General features: G+C 62.9%; 10 protein-coding genes and 1 pseudogene. 6 read left to right on the top strand and 5 right to left on the bottom strand.

Annotated elements, in window-relative coordinates:
* Window positions 1–12: 12 nt before the first annotated feature.
* Together IG90_RS42890 and IG90_RS42885 are read left to right on the top strand one after the other, a co-directional pair.
* The gene (locus IG90_RS42890; protein WP_078585532.1) at window positions 13–1,623 is read left to right on the top strand and encodes a sigma-70 family RNA polymerase sigma factor; all 1,611 of its coding nucleotides are present in this window, start codon (window positions 13–15) and stop codon (window positions 1,621–1,623) included.
* A 668-nt stretch (window positions 1,624–2,291) separates the two neighbouring features.
* A protein-coding gene (locus tag IG90_RS42885) for an IS5 family transposase (RefSeq protein WP_106973028.1) occupies window positions 2,292–3,160 on the top strand; the annotation gives its coding sequence in 2 pieces (ribosomal slippage) (window positions 2,292–2,631 and window positions 2,631–3,160; 870 coding nt in all).
* Here IG90_RS42885 and IG90_RS0134515 read toward each other — a convergent pair.
* The gene (locus IG90_RS0134515) at window positions 3,108–3,416 is read right to left on the bottom strand and encodes a hypothetical protein (RefSeq protein ID WP_030593842.1); all 309 of its coding nucleotides are present in this window, start codon (window positions 3,414–3,416) and stop codon (window positions 3,108–3,110) included. The genes IG90_RS42885 and IG90_RS0134515 overlap by 53 nt on opposite strands.
* Before the next feature lie 101 nt (window positions 3,417–3,517).
* A protein-coding gene (locus tag IG90_RS44010) for an IS5 family transposase (protein WP_233436188.1) occupies window positions 3,518–4,284 on the bottom strand; the annotation gives its coding sequence in 2 pieces (ribosomal slippage) (window positions 3,518–4,044 and window positions 4,044–4,284; 768 coding nt in all).
* Between the two features lie 543 nt (window positions 4,285–4,827).
* Between IG90_RS44010 and IG90_RS0134500 the strand changes: the two genes are divergently transcribed.
* Together IG90_RS0134500 and IG90_RS0134495 are read left to right on the top strand one after the other, a co-directional pair.
* Window positions 4,828–6,264: an aminopeptidase P family protein gene (locus IG90_RS0134500; RefSeq protein WP_030593836.1), complete on the top strand. Its 1,437-nt coding sequence runs from the start codon at window positions 4,828–4,830 to the stop codon at window positions 6,262–6,264.
* Between the two features lie 102 nt (window positions 6,265–6,366).
* Window positions 6,367–7,809, top strand: a complete 1,443-nt coding sequence (locus IG90_RS0134495) for an aminopeptidase P family protein (protein ID WP_030593834.1) — start codon at window positions 6,367–6,369, stop codon at window positions 7,807–7,809.
* A 1,295-nt stretch (window positions 7,810–9,104) separates the two neighbouring features.
* Here IG90_RS0134495 and IG90_RS0134490 read toward each other — a convergent pair.
* Both IG90_RS0134490 and IG90_RS0134485 read right to left on the bottom strand, forming a co-directional pair.
* On the bottom strand, window positions 9,105–11,645 hold the full coding sequence (locus IG90_RS0134490; RefSeq protein ID WP_233436184.1) for a collagenase: 2,541 nt from the start codon (window positions 11,643–11,645) through the stop codon (window positions 9,105–9,107).
* A gap of 593 nt (window positions 11,646–12,238) precedes the next feature.
* A complete protein-coding gene (locus IG90_RS0134485) occupies window positions 12,239–13,228 on the bottom strand; it encodes a Bug family tripartite tricarboxylate transporter substrate binding protein (RefSeq protein WP_030593829.1) in 990 nt (329 codons plus the stop codon).
* Between the two features lie 466 nt (window positions 13,229–13,694).
* On the opposite strand from IG90_RS0134485, the gene IG90_RS42870 reads away from it, so the two are divergent.
* Both IG90_RS42870 and IG90_RS42865 read left to right on the top strand, forming a co-directional pair.
* A complete protein-coding gene (locus IG90_RS42870; RefSeq protein ID WP_233436187.1) occupies window positions 13,695–14,477 on the top strand; it encodes a sensor histidine kinase in 783 nt (260 codons plus the stop codon).
* On the top strand, window positions 14,470–15,144 hold the full coding sequence (locus IG90_RS42865; protein WP_078585527.1) for a response regulator: 675 nt from the start codon (window positions 14,470–14,472) through the stop codon (window positions 15,142–15,144). The genes IG90_RS42870 and IG90_RS42865 overlap by 8 nt, the downstream gene beginning before the upstream one ends.
* A 475-nt stretch (window positions 15,145–15,619) precedes the next feature.
* On the opposite strand, the pseudogene IG90_RS40055 reads toward IG90_RS42865, so the two are convergent.
* A pseudogene (locus tag IG90_RS40055) lies at window positions 15,620–16,302 on the bottom strand (transposase).
* Window positions 16,303–16,379: the final 77 nt, after the last annotated feature.

Genomic DNA, 16,379 nt, shown 5'->3' with positions numbered 1-16,379 from the left:
AAGGATTAAATCGTGTACCAGGATGATAGCGACATATCAAGTCTGGTGAGATCGGCGCAAGCAGGTGACCAGTACGCTCTGGAAGGTCTGATTGCAACCTATTTGCCGCTGATTTACAACATTGTCGGGCGTTCCATGAACGGACATCCAGACGTCGACGACGTCGTGCAAGAAACCATGTACCGCGCCCTTCAAAACCTCGGCGGACTTCGTGAACCGTCCAGTTTTCGGTCGTGGCTGGTCGCCATCGCGATGAATCAGGTGCGCCAGCGTTGGACGGAGCGGCAGAAGACGGCTACGCCCATCGAGCATCTAGCAGAGGTCCCCGATCCCATGGGTGACTTTGTGAACCTTACGATCCTGCAGTTGGGGTTGACCGGACAGCGCCAGGAAGTCGCCGAGGCCACTCGCTGGCTCGATGATGACGACCGCTACCTTCTGGCGCTCTGGTGGCAGGAGGTCGGAGGGCGGCTGACACGAGCTGAAATGGCCACGGTCCTGGACGTTTCTCCCCAGCACGCCGCAGTGCGTATCCAGCGGATGAAGTCCAGTCTCGATACCAGTCGTGTAGTTGTTCGGGCACTCAGCATCGAGCCGCGCTGCTCAGAACTTTCCTCACTGTTGTCGGTCTGGGATGGCCGCCCCGCGCCCGTCTGGCGTAAACGCATCGTGCGTCATGCACGCGCCTGCTCGGCATGTTCAGGCCACTGGTCGAACCTTGTCCCCGCGGAGGGGCTGCTTGTCGGTGTCGCCTTGGTAGCCCCCTTGTTCGGCTACAACGTTTCGTCGTGGCTACCCGACCTGGTAGCGATGGCTGTCAACACCTCGAGTGCCCCAGGCAGTGCAGTCGCAGCCCAGTTTCCAGCGGCTTCTGATAGCAACCGCCCCCTCGACTCAGCGGAAGTTGCCCTTCAAGTCACTACCTCGAACCCCACTGACCAGTCTTCCGCCGCGCCACGAGGACGGTTGAGAAAACGGGCGATCGCAGGTGGCACCGTGGTCATCAGCTGCATCCTCCTCGTACTCCTATGGCCGTCCAGCACGCCAACAGCACCGAAACCCTCATCGGCACCCTCGCATGAGCACACTCCACCTCAACACGCTGCTTCTTCTCCCGCTGCGGACGTTGAACCCTCGCGCACGAGCGTGCCCAGCCCTCCCCCGAGTCGCTCGGCACTACCAACCCCAACAACTCCTACTCGGCCTCCCTCCCCGCCACACACACCGGAGCAGCAGCTCACTGGACTGGTCAATGCCCGACGGCTGGAAGCCGGGTGCGCAGCTCTGCGGACCGATCCTCGGCTCAGTACCGCAGCCCGCAACCATGCTCAGGACATGGTGAAGCGCTCGTACTTTGATCACGTGGATACAGAAGGCCACAACCCCGACCACCGGATGCGGAGCGCAGGTTACCCCGTAGGCCTGTGGGCTGAGAATCTTGACCGTGGCACAACGAACCCAGAGACAGTCGTCAACGACTGGATGGATGGATCGATCCATCAGCAGAACATGCTCGACTGCCGCTATAAGGACACGGGCGTAGCAGCCGTGGTCGGCCCGAGCGGAATGATCTGGGTGCAGACACTGTCTTCGCCGTTGGCATCTGCAGACTGGCAGGGGTGAGAAGAACCTGAGACCGCAGGCATGTTGCGAGACGGAGCAGGTTTCGAGGCCGTATGCCCCGTCCCGCGTCATCTATTGAGCCCGCCCTGCCCAGGACGCGGTTCATGAACTCCGCCCTGCTGGACCACATCCAGCAGGGCGGAGCCTTGCGAAGGGTGAAGCTCGGGCCCTGGCGACCGGCCTGTCGGTGATCCGCGATGGTGTTCCGAGTCTTTATGGCGGCACCGACGAAGTGGTGCAGCATCTGGGGCTTCGCGAGCCTGCGGTAGCGAAGGCTTCGCATGCCAAACGGTTGGATCGCCCGTGGGACGGTGCCCTCCACGTAACAGCTGCGCGCCCATGGTCAGTCTTCTGCTCGACGCTGGCCTGCTCAAGGATGCAGTGCTCGGTCTGGGCCTCTGGTTCGTGAGTTTTGCAGGAGTGGCTCTGCAACCGGACCAGACCAGATCCGCCTTCCTCAGTCCGTGTTCCGAGTTCATACGGAGGCTCGAGGTGAAGGCCGGCCGGAGGGTTCTCGGCTCGCGCTTGCGCACGAACGGCGCAGACGTGCCGGTCACCTGTGCGCCGAGACCTCCTGAGAAGCATCGACGTCCCGACTTACTGATCGTTTCAGAATGAGTTGAGCTGCGGGTCTTGCGCTTGCCGATCTTGGTCGGCAGGGTGTCCAGGTGCGTGCTGATCTTGTTCCTGACGACCTGTGGGAGCGGGTGGCCCCGCTGCTGCCGCCACCTCCCGAACGGCGCCGCCGGCATCCCGGGCGGCTTCGCGTTCCGGACCGGGCGGCTCTCGCGGGCATCATGTACGTCCTGCGGACCGGCGTCGCCTGGCGGGATGTCCCGGCGGAGACGGTGGGCTGCTCCGGTGTGACGGCCTGGCGCCGGCTGCGGGACTGGACCGAGGCCGGTGTCTGGCCCCGCCTGCACGCCGCCCTGCTGACCGAACTGCGCCGCGCCGACTTGCTGGACCTGGATGACTGCTCCGTGGACGGATCACATGTCCGGGCCCTCAAAGGGGGGATCACGTCGGCCCCTCGCCCGTCGACCGCGCCCGCCCCGGTTCCAAGCACCACCTGATCGTCGACCGGCACGGAACCCCGCTCGCCGTCACCCTCACCGGCGGCAACCGGCACGACGTCACCCAGCTCCTGCCGCTGCTCGACGCCGTCCCGCCGATCCGGGGCAGGCGGGGACGTCCACGCCGCAAGCCCCGGCGCCTGTATGCCGACCGGGGCTACGACTTCGACAAGTACCGCCGCCTGCTGTGGAAACGCGGCATCAAACCCCTGATCGCCCGACGCGGCGTCGCCCACGGCTCCGGACTGGGCAAGGTGCGGTGGGTCGTCGAGCGCACCTTCGCCTGGCTGCACCAGTTCAAACGACTCCGCACCCGCTACGAACGACGCGCCGACCTCCACCAGGGACTGCTCGACCTGGCCTGCAGCCTCATATGCCTACGCCGACTCCCACGGACGGCCAATCGCTCAGTCAGTTGCGGAGGCGAGCTTCAGCCCCATAGATACGCACCATGCAGTCCTTGAAGAGCTGCAACGGAGTCTGCTGACCGTCAACCGGAGCCAGTGTGAGCCCCAAATCCTGCAACGGCTTGGCCAGGGCGACGAACCTGAGCCCATCCGGGTCCGGGCCCCTGTAGGTCGCCAATGCCTCAAACAACGGCCTCACGCTCTCCCAGCCAGGTCCCGGGGTGAAGCGCGCCAGGAAGAACGGCTGATCACAGCCGTACTCACTGAGCTCACCGACCAGGACGTCTCCCTGCAAGAGCTGCCACCGCGTCATCTGGTGTCCCCGTCCCCCACCACCCAGTCGAATTCGCATCATCGCAGCGCATAACTCTCTGGCCAAGCGCTTCATTCTGAAACGATCAGTTAAACCGTGTCCTATGTGGTGAGTCGAGCGAGTCGTTTGTGGCAGCAGAGGGCGGCGGCGAGGCCGAGGAAGGCCAGGTGGTTGCGGGGATAGCGTTCGCAGTGATGGTTGAGCCTGCGGTGGCCGGTCAGCCAGGACATGGTCCGCTCGATGACCCATTTGCGGCGGCCCAACCGTTCGCTGGATTCGGCTCCCTTGCAGGCGGTGCGGACGCCGATGTGCTTGCCCCGTAGCCATTTCCGCAGGTGAGGAGCGTCGTAGGCTTTGTCGGCGTACAGGCGCTGGGGTTTGAGGTAGCGGCCGCGGTGGGGGTCGTGTCTCGTTTGGTGGCCCTGAACCACGGGCTTCAGCGCGAGGCTGTCGTGGTCGTTGGCTGCGGATATCCCGACAAGGAGGGGCAATCCGTTCGCGTCCGACAGGACATGCATCCCGGAACCCTGCTTGCCCCGGTCCACGGGGCTCGTACCTGTGAGTTCGTCCTTTTTGGCCCTCACGTGGGCGGAGTCGAGAACGGCCCTGGAGAGGTCGAGGAAGCCGCGTCGTCCAGGCGGTGCAGGACCTCCTCGTGCAGCCGGGCCCAGACACCGGCTCTGGACCCGATCAGGAACCTTCGGTGGCCAGTCGACTTCGATATCCCGAAGCACGGCGGCAGTGCCCGCCAGGCGCATCCGCTGACCAGGACGTAGATGATCGCGGCGAACAGCGTCTCATCGGGCGTGTCCTGCATCCCGCTGCCCTGCGGCTGCACCTTCGGCAGCGGGATCAGCGGCTCCGCGATCTCCTACAGCCCGTCCGGAACAATCCAACTTCACGTACCCCGGCCCAGAGAGCCAGCCCCACATAGGACACGGTCTACGCTGGCCTCCCCCGCCGGCCGAGGGCTGTCCGGCAGTCAGTACTGGCAGACGCAGGTCTGTGATGACTACCCGGCGTTCAGGGGGCTACCGACCCAGACCTCACGAGGGCGGTTGGGCTCGCCCAGCGACAAATGACGCAAGAATCTCAGCGAGATTCTAAGCATTTGTATGAAGGGGGGAAGGGGAGGGGCTGCCAGAGTGTGGCTGTCGCACAAAGCCTTGTTGCCGGCGGACTCGAGGCCGCCGCAATGGCGGCAATTGCACCACCGCGCGAGGCCTGTACCGAAGCAGCGCGGACGACCGGGCCAACCGCACATCCCGCTCTCCTGGCTCAGAGCGTGCACTCGAACACGTCACAGTTGCAACGCGCTGGCTTCTTGCAGATTCTCTGATCGGTTCCGGGCGGGCACTGACTTCCGCGATGGAGAGGAATACGCGTGACAGATTCGCATCAGGAGGACGTCGTGGCTGATGAGACGGATGAGAACAAGACGCGGAAGAACGGTCTGTACGTGGACGTGAGTGTCGAGCTGGCCGAGAACATGAAGCAGGGTTGGGCCGACACCGAGCGCTGTGACCTCGAACCCATCGCCCAGGCACCGTACACCGCGCGCCGACGGGCGGCACTCTCCGCGCGGTTCCCCGGTGAACTGCTGGTGGTGCCGGCCGGAAACCCGAAGGTCCGTGCCAATGACACAGACTATCCGTTCCGCCCGTCCTCGGACTACGCCTACCTGACAGGTGACCAGTCCCAGGACTCCGTTCTGGTCCTGCAACCCGATGCGGACGGCAAGCACCTGGCGGTCGCCTATCTGCTGCCCCGGTCGGACCGCGAGAACGGGGAGTTCTGGCGCGACTACCACGGGGAGCTCTGGGACGGCCGCCGCAACAGCCTCACCGAGAACGAGCGGCTCCTGGGCCTGCCTTGCCGCGATATACGCACGCTTGCAAAGCGGCTTGCCGAGGCCACCGGCCCGATCCGTCTGCTGCGCGGCTACGACACGGGCGTCGACGCCGCCCTGGACCACAAGGTGACCGCCGAGCGCGACGCCGAGTTCCGCGTCGCCCTGTCCGAGATGCGCCTGCTCAAGGACGAGTTCGAGATCGCCGACCTGCGCCACGCCTGTCAGGCGACGGCGCGTGGTTTCGAGGACGTGGTCCGCTTTCTCGGTACGGACGCACCGACTGCTGAGCGGGCCATCGAGGGCAGGTTCTGGATGCGTGCGCGGACCGAGGGCAACGACGTGGGGTACGCGTCGGTCTGCGCTGCGGGAGCCCACGCCACGACGCTTCACTGGGTCCGCAACGACGGTGAGGCCCGGCCGGGTGAACTGCTACTGATTGACGCCGGAGTGGAGAGCAGCAACCTCTACACCGCCGATGTCACCCGCACGTTCCCCGTCGACGGCCGTTTCACACCGGTCCAGCGCAAGGTGTACGACGCTGTATACGCGGCGCAGTCGGCCGGTATAGCCGCGGTCCGGCCCGGCGCGAAGTACCGGGACTTCCACCACGCCGCCCAGCGGGTGCTGACCGAGCACCTCGCCTCCTGGGGCCTGTTCGGTGAGCGGTCGGTGGACGAGGCGTACGAACTCGGGCTGTACCGCCGCTGGACGCTGGCCGGCACGGGCCACATGATCGGCCTGGACGTCCACGACTGCGCGAAGGCCCGCACCGAGCTTTATGTGGAGGGGACGCTGGAGACGGGCATGGTGCTTACCGTCGAGCCCGGCCTGTACTTCCAGCTGGATGACCTGACCGTGCCCGCGGAGTTCCGCGGCATCGGCGTGCGGATCGAGGACGATTTGCTGGTCACCGACGAGGGCAACGAGAACCTCTCGGCCGACCTTCCCCGGGCGGCCGACGAAGTGGAGGCATGGATGGCCCGGCTCCGCGGCTGACATCGGCCGCCGCGGCCCCTCGGCGCCGCGGCTCTAACAGGTGCGCTCTCCCTGTGGAGTGAGAGCGCACCACCACGAAACGGTATGACGAGGAGGCATGCGATGGAACGGCAGGACGGCCCGCGTGGGGCACGGAGTCACGATCGTCGAGCACCGGAGGCAGTGGCGGAAGTCTTTCGGCAGGGGTGGGCCGACACAGACAGGAGGCTTTCGCCCGTGTCCGGCGCCGCATATGCGGCCAAGCGGCGCGCGGTGCTGTCGACGCGGTTCCCCGGCGAGCGGATCGTCGTCCCGTCGGGCGGGCTCAAGGCCCGCAGCAACGACTTCGACTATGCTTTCCGCCCGCATTCCGCCTACATCCACCTCACAGCCGAACAGGGGACGTCGGCGGTGCCGGACAGTGTGCTCCTCTTCGAGCCCACCGGCAACGGGCACGAGATCACCGTGTTCATCCGGCCCCGGTCACCGCGCGACGCCGGTCTGTTCGGTGCTGAGTTCTACAGTGACCGGCAGCACGGCGAGTTCTGGGTCGGTCGGCGCCGGACGCTCCGGGAGACCGCCGAAGCCCTCGGCGTCGAGGCTGCCCCCCGGGAGGGTCTGGAGCGGGCACTCGTCGGCGACGTTCCGACCCGCGTGGTGCGCGGCGAGGACGCGCTCGTCGACGCGACCGTCCCACCGTCCGCACCGGCCGACGCCGAACTGCTCGCCTTCTTGTCCGAGTCGCGGCTGGTCAAGGATGCGTGGGAGATTGAGCAGCTGCGTGCCGCCGTGGGGCACACGGTTGCGGGCTTCCACGACGTCGCCGGTGAACTGCCCCACGCCACCCGCCTCGCCCGCGGGGAGCGGTGGGTGGAGGGCACCTTCAACCGGCGGGCCCGGCTGGAGGGTTACGGCCTGGGGTTCGAGACCATCGCGGCGGCCGGCGCGCACGCGTGCGTGCTCCACTGGATGCACAACGACGGCCCGGTGCGGGAAGGGGAGCTGCTCCTGCTGGACGCGGGCGTCGAAGCCGACTCGTTCTACACCGGGGATGTCACCCGGACCCTGCCGGTCGGCGGGCGCTTCACGGATGTGCAGCGCCGCGTCTACGACCTGGTGCTCGCCGCCCAGTCGGCGGGCATCGCCGCCCTGCGGCCCGGAGCACCGTACAGCGCCTTCCACGATGCAGCGACGCGGGTCATCGCCCAGGGGCTCGATGCCTGGGGCCTGCGGCCCGGTGGCGCGGCGATCGCGCACGAGTCCGACCTCTACCGTCGCTACACCGTGTGCGGCACCGGCCACATGCTTGGTCTCGACTGCCACGACTGCGCTGCGGCCCGCAGCGAGACGTACCTGGGCGGTGTGCTGGAGGAGGGGCATGTGCTTACCGTCGAGCCGGGACTGTACTTCCAGCCCGACGACTTGACGATCCCCGAGGAACTGCGTGGCATCGGCGTGCGCATCGAGGACGACTTTGTCATCACTACCGACGGTGCGTTGTGCCTGTCGTCGGACCTACCACGCGACGCGGACGCGGTCGAGGCGTGGATGAACGCGTTGCGGTGAGGCCGGGCTGCCCGCTGTTCTTCGAGGTTTCCGGAGGGTTTCGGAAGGCGCTGCCACGCGCAGCCCGAGGTCGCCTGCGGGCAGCATCTCCTGATCGCCGTGCTGGCGCAGAAATCTGATTTCCGGCTTGGACGGCAGGTCACGGACCGTTCGCTGGAACATCTGCAACGGCTGTTCCGGCGCCAGTTGCGCAACTGATCTACCCACGGTCTGCTCCACCGTGCCGTTTAAGTGAGATGACTTTTAAGGCTTTCGGCTCGAATTCCTGGTGTTCGGCTGATCAGCAGCGTCATACGCGGTGTCGGCCGCTTGAGGAGCAAAGAAGCTGACGCGTTCTAGATCGGCATACAGTTGCTCGGCCTCGCCGCGTACTTGGGCTGGGACGTCGCCTAGCTCCTCGACGAGGCGGTGGTATATCGGAGTCTCGGGGAACACCTGGATTTCCTGCTCTCTTGCGTGTAAGGCTGTGAGGTCTGCGGGGGCTGATTTGTTTATGAGGGAACTGCACATGATGTGGGTGACTGGCCTTGCCCGCGCTGGGCGAATTGAGCTGATGAGCGTTGACCGAGGTGTTCCAGCACGATGTTTTCATCGGTGCGTTTCCCCTCCCTGCTTAACCGCTGCTGGGAAGAAAGCTACACGGGGTTATTTACTATCGTCTGAGAGTCGTAATCCCGATGTATGACCTACTGTCTTCAACCTCGGCTGGCCTCTGGCCTGCCTGCGCGGGAGCAGGTGCTCTGGCTGAACCAGGAAGGGTGCCGCCGTGGCAGACACGATCCGTCAACGTTGAGCGCCGGCTTCGTTAGCGGGGAAGTTACCGGGTGACGGCGGCCAAGGTGTCCTTGCGAAAGGCAAAGGCTATCCTGCATCGCGGCTCACCGGCTGGCGAACTACCGGCGCTGGGCAGTTTGTTCGGCTCCTATGTGAACCGCAGCATCGGCCGCGGTGAAGAGGACCGGCTCGAAACAGGTACACATAGGTGTCTTTAAGAATTGCGAGACAACCTATAGGGCAGGTTTCCTCTTTGCCTCTTGGGTGCAGACAAAGGGTGGTACCGGTGTAGTTGCCTATCTCGGAATCCAGCATGCAAGCTGCGATGAAAGGGGGGTATCGGGCCGGGAAGGTAATCGCGGCTTGGAGGCGATGGGTGCGTCAATATCGATTCGTAGCGATACGCTTCTATGCTCGGGTGCCGCGAGGTAATACACTGGAAAATTTTTCTACGGCAAGGCCCGAGGCGGAAAGCCGCCCCGGGCCCTAGCGGAGATGTGATCCTCCCGGTTCTTCGCCTGTCAGTAGCTGGTACTGACGGTTACTCCGCTGAAACTGTTCACCGCGTAGAGGCTGATGTACTGGGCGCCTGGCGACGGGTTCTTGATGGTGAAGGTGTGGCTGTTGCCAGTGCCTGCCGCTCGCTGCGTGTAGCTGGTGGTGGCGGGCCAGCCGCTGCGGCTGTAGTACAGGTCGGCGTCGCCGGTGCCGCCGGAAGCGGTGATCTTGAGTTGGGTGGTGCCGGCGGGGACGTAGAGGTAGAGGTAGGCGTAGTTGCCGGTGGTGGCGGACTGGTTGCTGCGCTGGCAGTTCTGACCGAGCTCACGCGTGTCCGCGGCGGTGCACTCGGTGCCGGTGCCTCCGCTGCTGCTGGCGGTGACGGTCCTTGTGGCAGTGGAGGTGGTGCCTTTGTCGTCGGTGACGGTGAGTTTCACCGTGTAGGTTCCGGCCGTGGTGTAGGTCTTGCTGGGGTTGGTGGCGGTGGAGGTGGTGCCGTCGCCGAAGTTCCAGGAGCGTTTGGCGATGGTGCCGTCGGCGTCTGTGGACTGGTCGGTGAAGGTGGCCTTCAGCCCTTGGATGGCGGTGGTGAACGCGGCGGTGGGTGCCTGGTTGCCGGGCGGGTTGGTGCCTCCGCCGCAGTCGCCGGCTGCGCAGCCCGCCAGCCAGGTGTACCAGTCGCTGTCGTATCGGGAACCGATGGTGCTGCTCAGGTAGGTACGGGCGGCGTTCCAGTTTCCGGAACGGTAGTGGCCGAGGACCGTGTCCATGTCTGAGCGGTGCTTTTCCAGCATGTACCGGGTGGCGAGGTAGCCCCAGCGGTAGATGCGCGTGGTGTCGTGGCTGTAGGTGGTGTCGAAGAGGGTGCTCAGGGCGTAGGTGCGACGCCCGGCTTCCGTCATCGCCTCCGTGTAGGGGACACCGCGGTAGGAGTAGGAGACGTACTCTGCGAAGCCTTCGATCCACCAGATGGTCGGGGTGGTGATGTTGGCGCCGAAGTCGCCGTGCATGTTGAAGCGGCCGTCGAGGTAGTGCGTGTACTCGTGGTTGAGGTTCCAGATCTGGAAGTCCGGTCGCAACCACTCGGCCTCGTAGGCGATGAACCGGGGCTGGTTGCCGGCAGCCGCCGGGTCCCCTTCCAGGTACATGCCGCCGTTGTTGGTGTCGATCCCGTACATCGCGCCGGCGTAGGTCTGGTAGTCGGTACTGGAGTCGAAGACCACGACCTCGATGGTGCTGTTCTTGTCGTTTGCTACGGGACCGTTGTCACGGACGATGTTGTGGAAGTACGCGTCCTGGCTGCGCAGGCTGTCGCAGCTGGAGGAGAGCTCAGCGGAGCTGATCTGCTGGGCCTTGATGGTGATGCTGGAGCTGCACGGGTAGGTCACAGGCAGGACAGCTTTGGCCAGCTGCGACTGCAGGTTGCAGGTGCCGTAGGTTGTACAGTTCGCCTTGTCGTAGTAGTCGGTCATCTCAGCCACACCGACCCAGAGCGGTGCAGTGGTGCCCTTGATCGAGCTGGCGTTCAGCAGACCACGGGCGAGGGGCCGAACCTTGGACTGCAGTGGTGAGTGCTGGAGAAATCTGCCCAGTTCACGTCCTGCGTTGGAGACCAGGTAGGACTGGTCGGTCCCCAGCAGGGCTATGTGACTGTTGGTGAAGTTGTACAGCGCATCGACCAGGCTGGGGTCGGACTGGACCGCGGTCACGAACGCGGGCACCTGGTGGCCGCGGAAGGTCACCGTGTAGACGTTGTTGACCGCGTTGAGCATCCACCAGGAGCTGTTCCAGGAGGAGTCGTAGCTCGTCAGCATCCGCTTGACGACGTAGATGTAGCGAGCGTTCTCCTCGGCGCTGTCGATGAGCGTGACGGCCTCCGCGAGTGCCTCACCGTTTGCGTCATTGACATCGCGAGAGTGCGAACTCGCGAAGAAGCCGTCGAGACCCGAGCGGATCGCGGTCTGCAGCGTGCTCCCGTAGCTGCCGACCGTGGCTTCGTTGTAGTAGTGCACGTAGTAGCCGGCTCGCAGGTAGAGCATCAGCTGCGGCATGCCGGTGCTTGCGTTGCCGGGGTACGAGGCCGAAGCATCGCGCACGGCATAGGCGACAGAGGCCATCTGCGCCTCGCGGAAGGCGTAGTACGCATCGTTCCCGGTCAGGTTGAACAGCGTGTTGATGCAGTCGGTCGTGGAGTCCTTGATCTGCTGCACGAGAGCGCTGCCGGTGCGGCTGGTGAAGTCGGAGGTGTTGCAGGCAGCCGCGTTCTTCGTTCCACTGGTTCGCAGGGGCGTCTTCTTGGAGAGCTGCAGAGGGGGCTTCGCGGAATCGCCGTAGACCTCCCTGAGCGAATCCTTGTTCGCTGCCAGGGGCGGAAGCTGGGACGCCTTCATGCGCCCCGTCGCGACGTGCTCCTTTTCGGTTGCGACGCTTTGTGCGACGGGTGGCGTCCCCGTCTGGTCCGGCTCTCCCTTCACGGTGTAGGCGACGGCCTCTGCCTTTTCAGGTACAGCGGCTGACTGAGCCAGCAGGCCTGCGCTCAGGGCGAGAGTCAGGGCGAGCGGCATGGCCGCGCCCAGACTTCGCCGGAGAAGTGGAAGATTCACTACGCCTCCCATGTGAGGGGGATCTGGCTATGCGTTGCGTAGCCGGGGAACGCTGGAGAGGACGTGGGCAGCGGGAGTGCCCGTGCCGACGTGGTGGGGGTCAGAGCGGTGCACGACTTGGCATGGCCACGCTCTGGGAGACGGACCATGACACAGACCACATGAGGAGCGGAAGCCGTCTGGACAAATGCGTGGTTGCCAGTGGGTGCACGACGGCCCCAAGTATTGGCACAGCTCAGAGCAAGAGCTCCTGGTAGAAGGGGAAGGAGCTGCCGATCCGGCATCGATCGGGCCAGGGCATAACAGTTGGGCGGGTTCAGGCATAAGACTTTCGAGCGAGCCGGGTCGGCCAGTCTTGTGGTGCCCGAGCATGCGCATAATGGGACAGCACTTGGCCAGATTGTGAGGTGCGCCCATCGATCCGACGTTCCCACCCAGTGCACACTCTGACGACTTGGATGCACGTAAAGACGCGATGCATGAGATGCGAATTGATGTCCAAGAAGGAGGCTCGCACCCTACTGCCGGCCATTTTCACCTGCGGTTCTCAGCGGCTAGGCCAGGTCCAGCTCAGCCAGAATTTCAGCTACTTGCCTATCTTGGTCGGTCAGGTAGCCGGCGAACTCGAAACCCGTCATGAACGCGTCTGTCCAGCCGTGTTTGGCCAGTTCGGATTTCCATTCCCGGGAGTCATGCATCGCGGTCAGCGATTCAATCCAGACCTTCCTTTCGGCCATGCTTATTCCGGGAGGTGCTACAATGCCACGCCAATTGGTGAACGTCAGATTTAGCCCCACGGACTGCAACGTCGGAATATTCGGCAAAACGTCGATCGGATTTTCGCTGGTTACCGCAAGTACGCGAACTTCTCCAGAGTTGATCTGCTCAAGAAACTCTCCGAATCCGCTGACACCGAAGGAAACTTCTCCCCCGAGGACTGCTGGGAGAAGTTCACCACCGCCGTCGTGGCGCACATATTTGACCCTTTTTGCGGAAATTCCGATCGTCTTGGCGAGCATCATCGACAGAAGGTGGTCAGGGCCCCCTACGGACGAACCACCTCCGACGGAGATGTCTTTAGGGCTGGACTGCCAAGCAGCGATGAGCTCTCTGATCGATCTGTAGGGTGAGTCTCTCGGTACAACGATCGCGCCAGCTTCTTCCATTAGTTTAGCGATCGGTGTCGTTTCGGCGAAAGATACACGCGATTTTGAAGCATAAACTGCTCCGACAACCCCCAATCCCATTTGCATTGCAAGCTTGCCATTTCCCTTTTCTTTTACCGTCTCCTGCAGTCCGCGCGTGCCACCTGCCCCAGGGAGATTGAACACCTGGATATTTCTAGCAATCTCAGTTTCTTGCAGAACTTTCGCAGCCGTACGTGCTGTGGTGTCGTAGCCACCTCCCTTAGTGTTGGGGACCATGATCTTCAGGCCGACAGGCTCAGCGGCCTCTTCCTTCTCTCCTATGATGCTGCAGCCACCAACCACGAGCAGAGACATAGCAGTCAAGGCACTGATGAAACAGGCTCTACGCGTTCTCATTGCATCTCGCATCTACTTTGGGTACTCGAAGTTCCGATCTACGCAATTATCCGATGTATTTCACGCCAGGTCTGCCTTAAGTTGAAACTGAAGATTGAGTTGATTGTGGTCATGACTGTTCGCCGGTTCACTCTCACTGGCAACATTCTGTCAACCTTGTCCGAGGTTCCGGATGATCTTCTGAGGAGGTTCGCAACCGCATCGCTGATCTGTTCTTTCGAAAGACGTGGGTCATCATGGTCCTGTGTCTCCGCTGCCGCCGGCGAGCCGCCTACTAGCCCCTATCGTGCTGGACTGCGAATCTGCATCAGCCTCCAAAAAAGCGCTTTGCGTAAATCACGCATTCCATCTTCGTAAATCACTGCAAGCTGCAGAGAGTGCACCTTTATGGAAATCTAGAGTTTACGCTTATGGGCCGATCTCTTGCGATTCTCGCGACGAGATTATGCAGTACTAATTGATTTCAGTGCGCAAAGGTAGAGTGACGGTTTTGAATCGAATTCGCGTAAACAGGGGTGGACAAAACATCGGCTCTCTCGTCACGCCGAAGAGAGACACTGCCGAACTTGTGCAGCTGGAGCGCGAGCTAAAATCCCTGCGCAGGTCCAACAGCTTTTTGCGTGCGCAGGTGCACGAGTTCAACAATCAGCTGCACGCAATATCTGGAATGCTTCAAATGGGTAGGCATGGCGAAGCTATCCGTTATATTCGGTCACTCAATAAACAAGATCGCCTTCTGGAAGAAGACTTGGGTGCACGAGTTCATGATAGTTGCGTGAGCGGTCTGCTAATCGCTAAGTCTTCGTTCGCAGCCCAACAACATGTTGTGCTCAGTGTCGCCGAAAGTACAGTGCTCGATCCGCTGGATCCGACGGCAGCGATCGATGTGGTGACTGTTATTGGAAACCTCGTCGACAATGCAGTCGATGCGGCACAGGATTCACGAGGAGGAAGCGCCTGGGTGGAAGTCGGGATTCGGCAGGATGGCTCTAAAGTGACAATTGTCGTACGTAATTCAGGTTCGAGAATTCCCCTTGAGTGCGCGCAGAATATATTTCGTAACGGCTATACCACGAAATCGGCCGAGAAGGGGGAACGTGGAATTGGGTTGGCGCTCACCCGGGCGATATGTGAGCGTAGAGGGGGCGAAGTAGCGTTTACAACTTCGAGCAATGAAACTGTTTTCAGGGCAGTGCTAAACGTCGTTTTTCTTTCGAAGAAGCAAGGCGAAGTGTTTTCCAGTGATTGATGTCCTGATAGTGGAAGACGACTTCATGGTGGCCGGGATCCATCAGTCGTACGTCGATCGCGTTGCCCCCTTTAAGGTAGTCGGTGCAGTCAATACCGGAGAACAAGCGCTGGCGGCGATCCGCAGAATGCACCCTCATCTGATTCTGCTCGATCTCTATCTTCCGGATATGTTTGGCCTGGATATAATTCCGCAATTGAGGATCGAAGGGCACAACTGCGACATAATGGTGATTAGTGGGTCGCGCAATGCTGATGAGGTGCGGAGCTCCTTGCGTCAGGGCGTTGTCAACTTTCTCTTGAAGCCGTTCGAGTTCGAAGACCTACGCTTGAGACTCATGCACTATGCAGCGCAGCGCGAAAGTCTGCTCGCAGCAGTCGTACGAGATCAGACGGACATAGACAGAGCGCTCCTCCAGAGGCAGCCACCGGCATCGAACTTCGTGCTGCCGAAAGGCATGAGTACAGAAACCGCGAAGCTGGTGGAAAGTGCCCTGCGTGGTTCTGTTGAAAATCTTTCCGCCGCAGAATGTGCAGCGTTGACCGGGCTTTCACGGGTGAGCGCGCGGCGATATCTTGAACACTTCCACGATGCCGGCCGCGTCAAGCTGTGTCTTCGGTATGGTTCTCCCGGAAGACCCGAACGCCGCTACCACTGGATCAAGTGAAAGCCCCTGCCGGCGAAATCACGCTTCCAGACTTCTCCCTTAAAGCCCAAATCCAAGCGGATCCCGCGCCAGTCAGGCTGGTGCAACCGCTGTCTTCCGTAAATTTCCCGGCTTCGGCCGCGCCGATGCGCGCTTCGAAAACGGGCATGGCGGCTGCGGCGTCCTCGGAGGTTCAGCCACACGGAGCTTTCGTCGTACCGGGCCTGGGCCTGGGAGGTGACGATCTCCTCGGCGTCCAGGGTGTAGCCGGTGGTGTAACACGCTGTCGACGACATGGCGGTGGACCCGAGGGCTAAGCCCTCGTCGGCTCTAGTGGGCGGCTGACGGCGCGTCAGTCATGGGGGACGGCCTGAATTCTTCCACGGATAGCGCCCTTTTATCTGGGGATCGTGGTTTGTCACCTGCGGTGACGTTCTCCGGGCCGTACATGAAGCGGCCCTGTTATCCGTGGCAAGGAGGGAAGCAGCGAGCGTTTTCAGCGCTGCGTCTCCAGGGTGATGACGGCGGCGGCGATGACGGACATACGATTCGGGCTGCAACGGGACCGGCGGAAGATGCGCCAGGACTTGAGCCACGCGACGCTTCGTTCGACGGGTGCTCGTGCCGCTGACAGTGCTCGCTTAATCGTCCGCTGGGTCAGGTTGAGGTCCTGGTGCGGGAGCCGCCTGATCGGTGTGGTCACCCAGGGGTCGGTGCCGATGTAGGCGCCGTCGGCGAGGACGGGAACGCCCTGGCGTTCGCAGATCCGGATGATGTGGTGGGTGCGGGCCGCGGTCAGGTCGTGGGTGCGGCCGGGCAGGGCCGGCGAGATCCACAGCAGGTTGCCCGCGGGGTCGGCGACGGCCTGCATGTTCACGCTGCGGCGGCGGTGCTTCTGGGAGAAGTCGGCCCGGCTGTCGCCGACCCGGTCGCATTCGGCGAGTGTCCCGTCGAGCAGAACGTGATCAGGGTCGGTCTCCCCCAGAACCCGCAGCAGGCCCGGCGCCCGGCGGGCGAGGTGGCCGGTGACATAGGCGTGGCGGTGCCCACGGAAATGTTGAAGCCGGCGGCGATCTGCGTGAGCGGGTCGTGCCGACGGAGGTAGATCAAGGCGACAAGAGCACGCTGATGTGGCGGGAGCTTGCAGCGGCGGTCACCCTCACGGGTGGCGATGAGCATGGTTACCCATTTGACCAGAGTTTGAGGCAGGTCGAGTGAGGGTCAGAATCGGGAACCAACGAGGCTCCTGCGATGAT

This window comes from Streptomyces anulatus, from assembly GCF_000721175.1.
GTDB lineage: Bacteria > Actinomycetota > Actinomycetes > Streptomycetales > Streptomycetaceae > Streptomyces > Streptomyces anulatus_C.
This window is presented reverse-complemented; position numbering and strand designations above follow the sequence as displayed.

Excerpts from the sequence above, each read along its gene's own strand:
- IG90_RS0134515 (WP_030593842.1), bottom strand. The coding sequence starts at position 3,416 with ATGACGCGGTGGCAGCTCTTGCAGGGAGACGTCCTGGTCGGTGAGCTC.
- IG90_RS0134495 (WP_030593834.1), top strand. The coding sequence starts at position 6,367 with ATGGAACGGCAGGACGGCCCGCGTGGGGCACGGAGTCACGATCGTCGA.
- IG90_RS0134490 (WP_233436184.1), bottom strand. The coding sequence starts at position 11,645 with ATGCCGCTCGCCCTGACTCTCGCCCTGAGCGCAGGCCTGCTGGCTCAG.
- IG90_RS0134485 (WP_030593829.1), bottom strand. The coding sequence starts at position 13,228 with ATGAGAACGCGTAGAGCCTGTTTCATCAGTGCCTTGACTGCTATGTCT.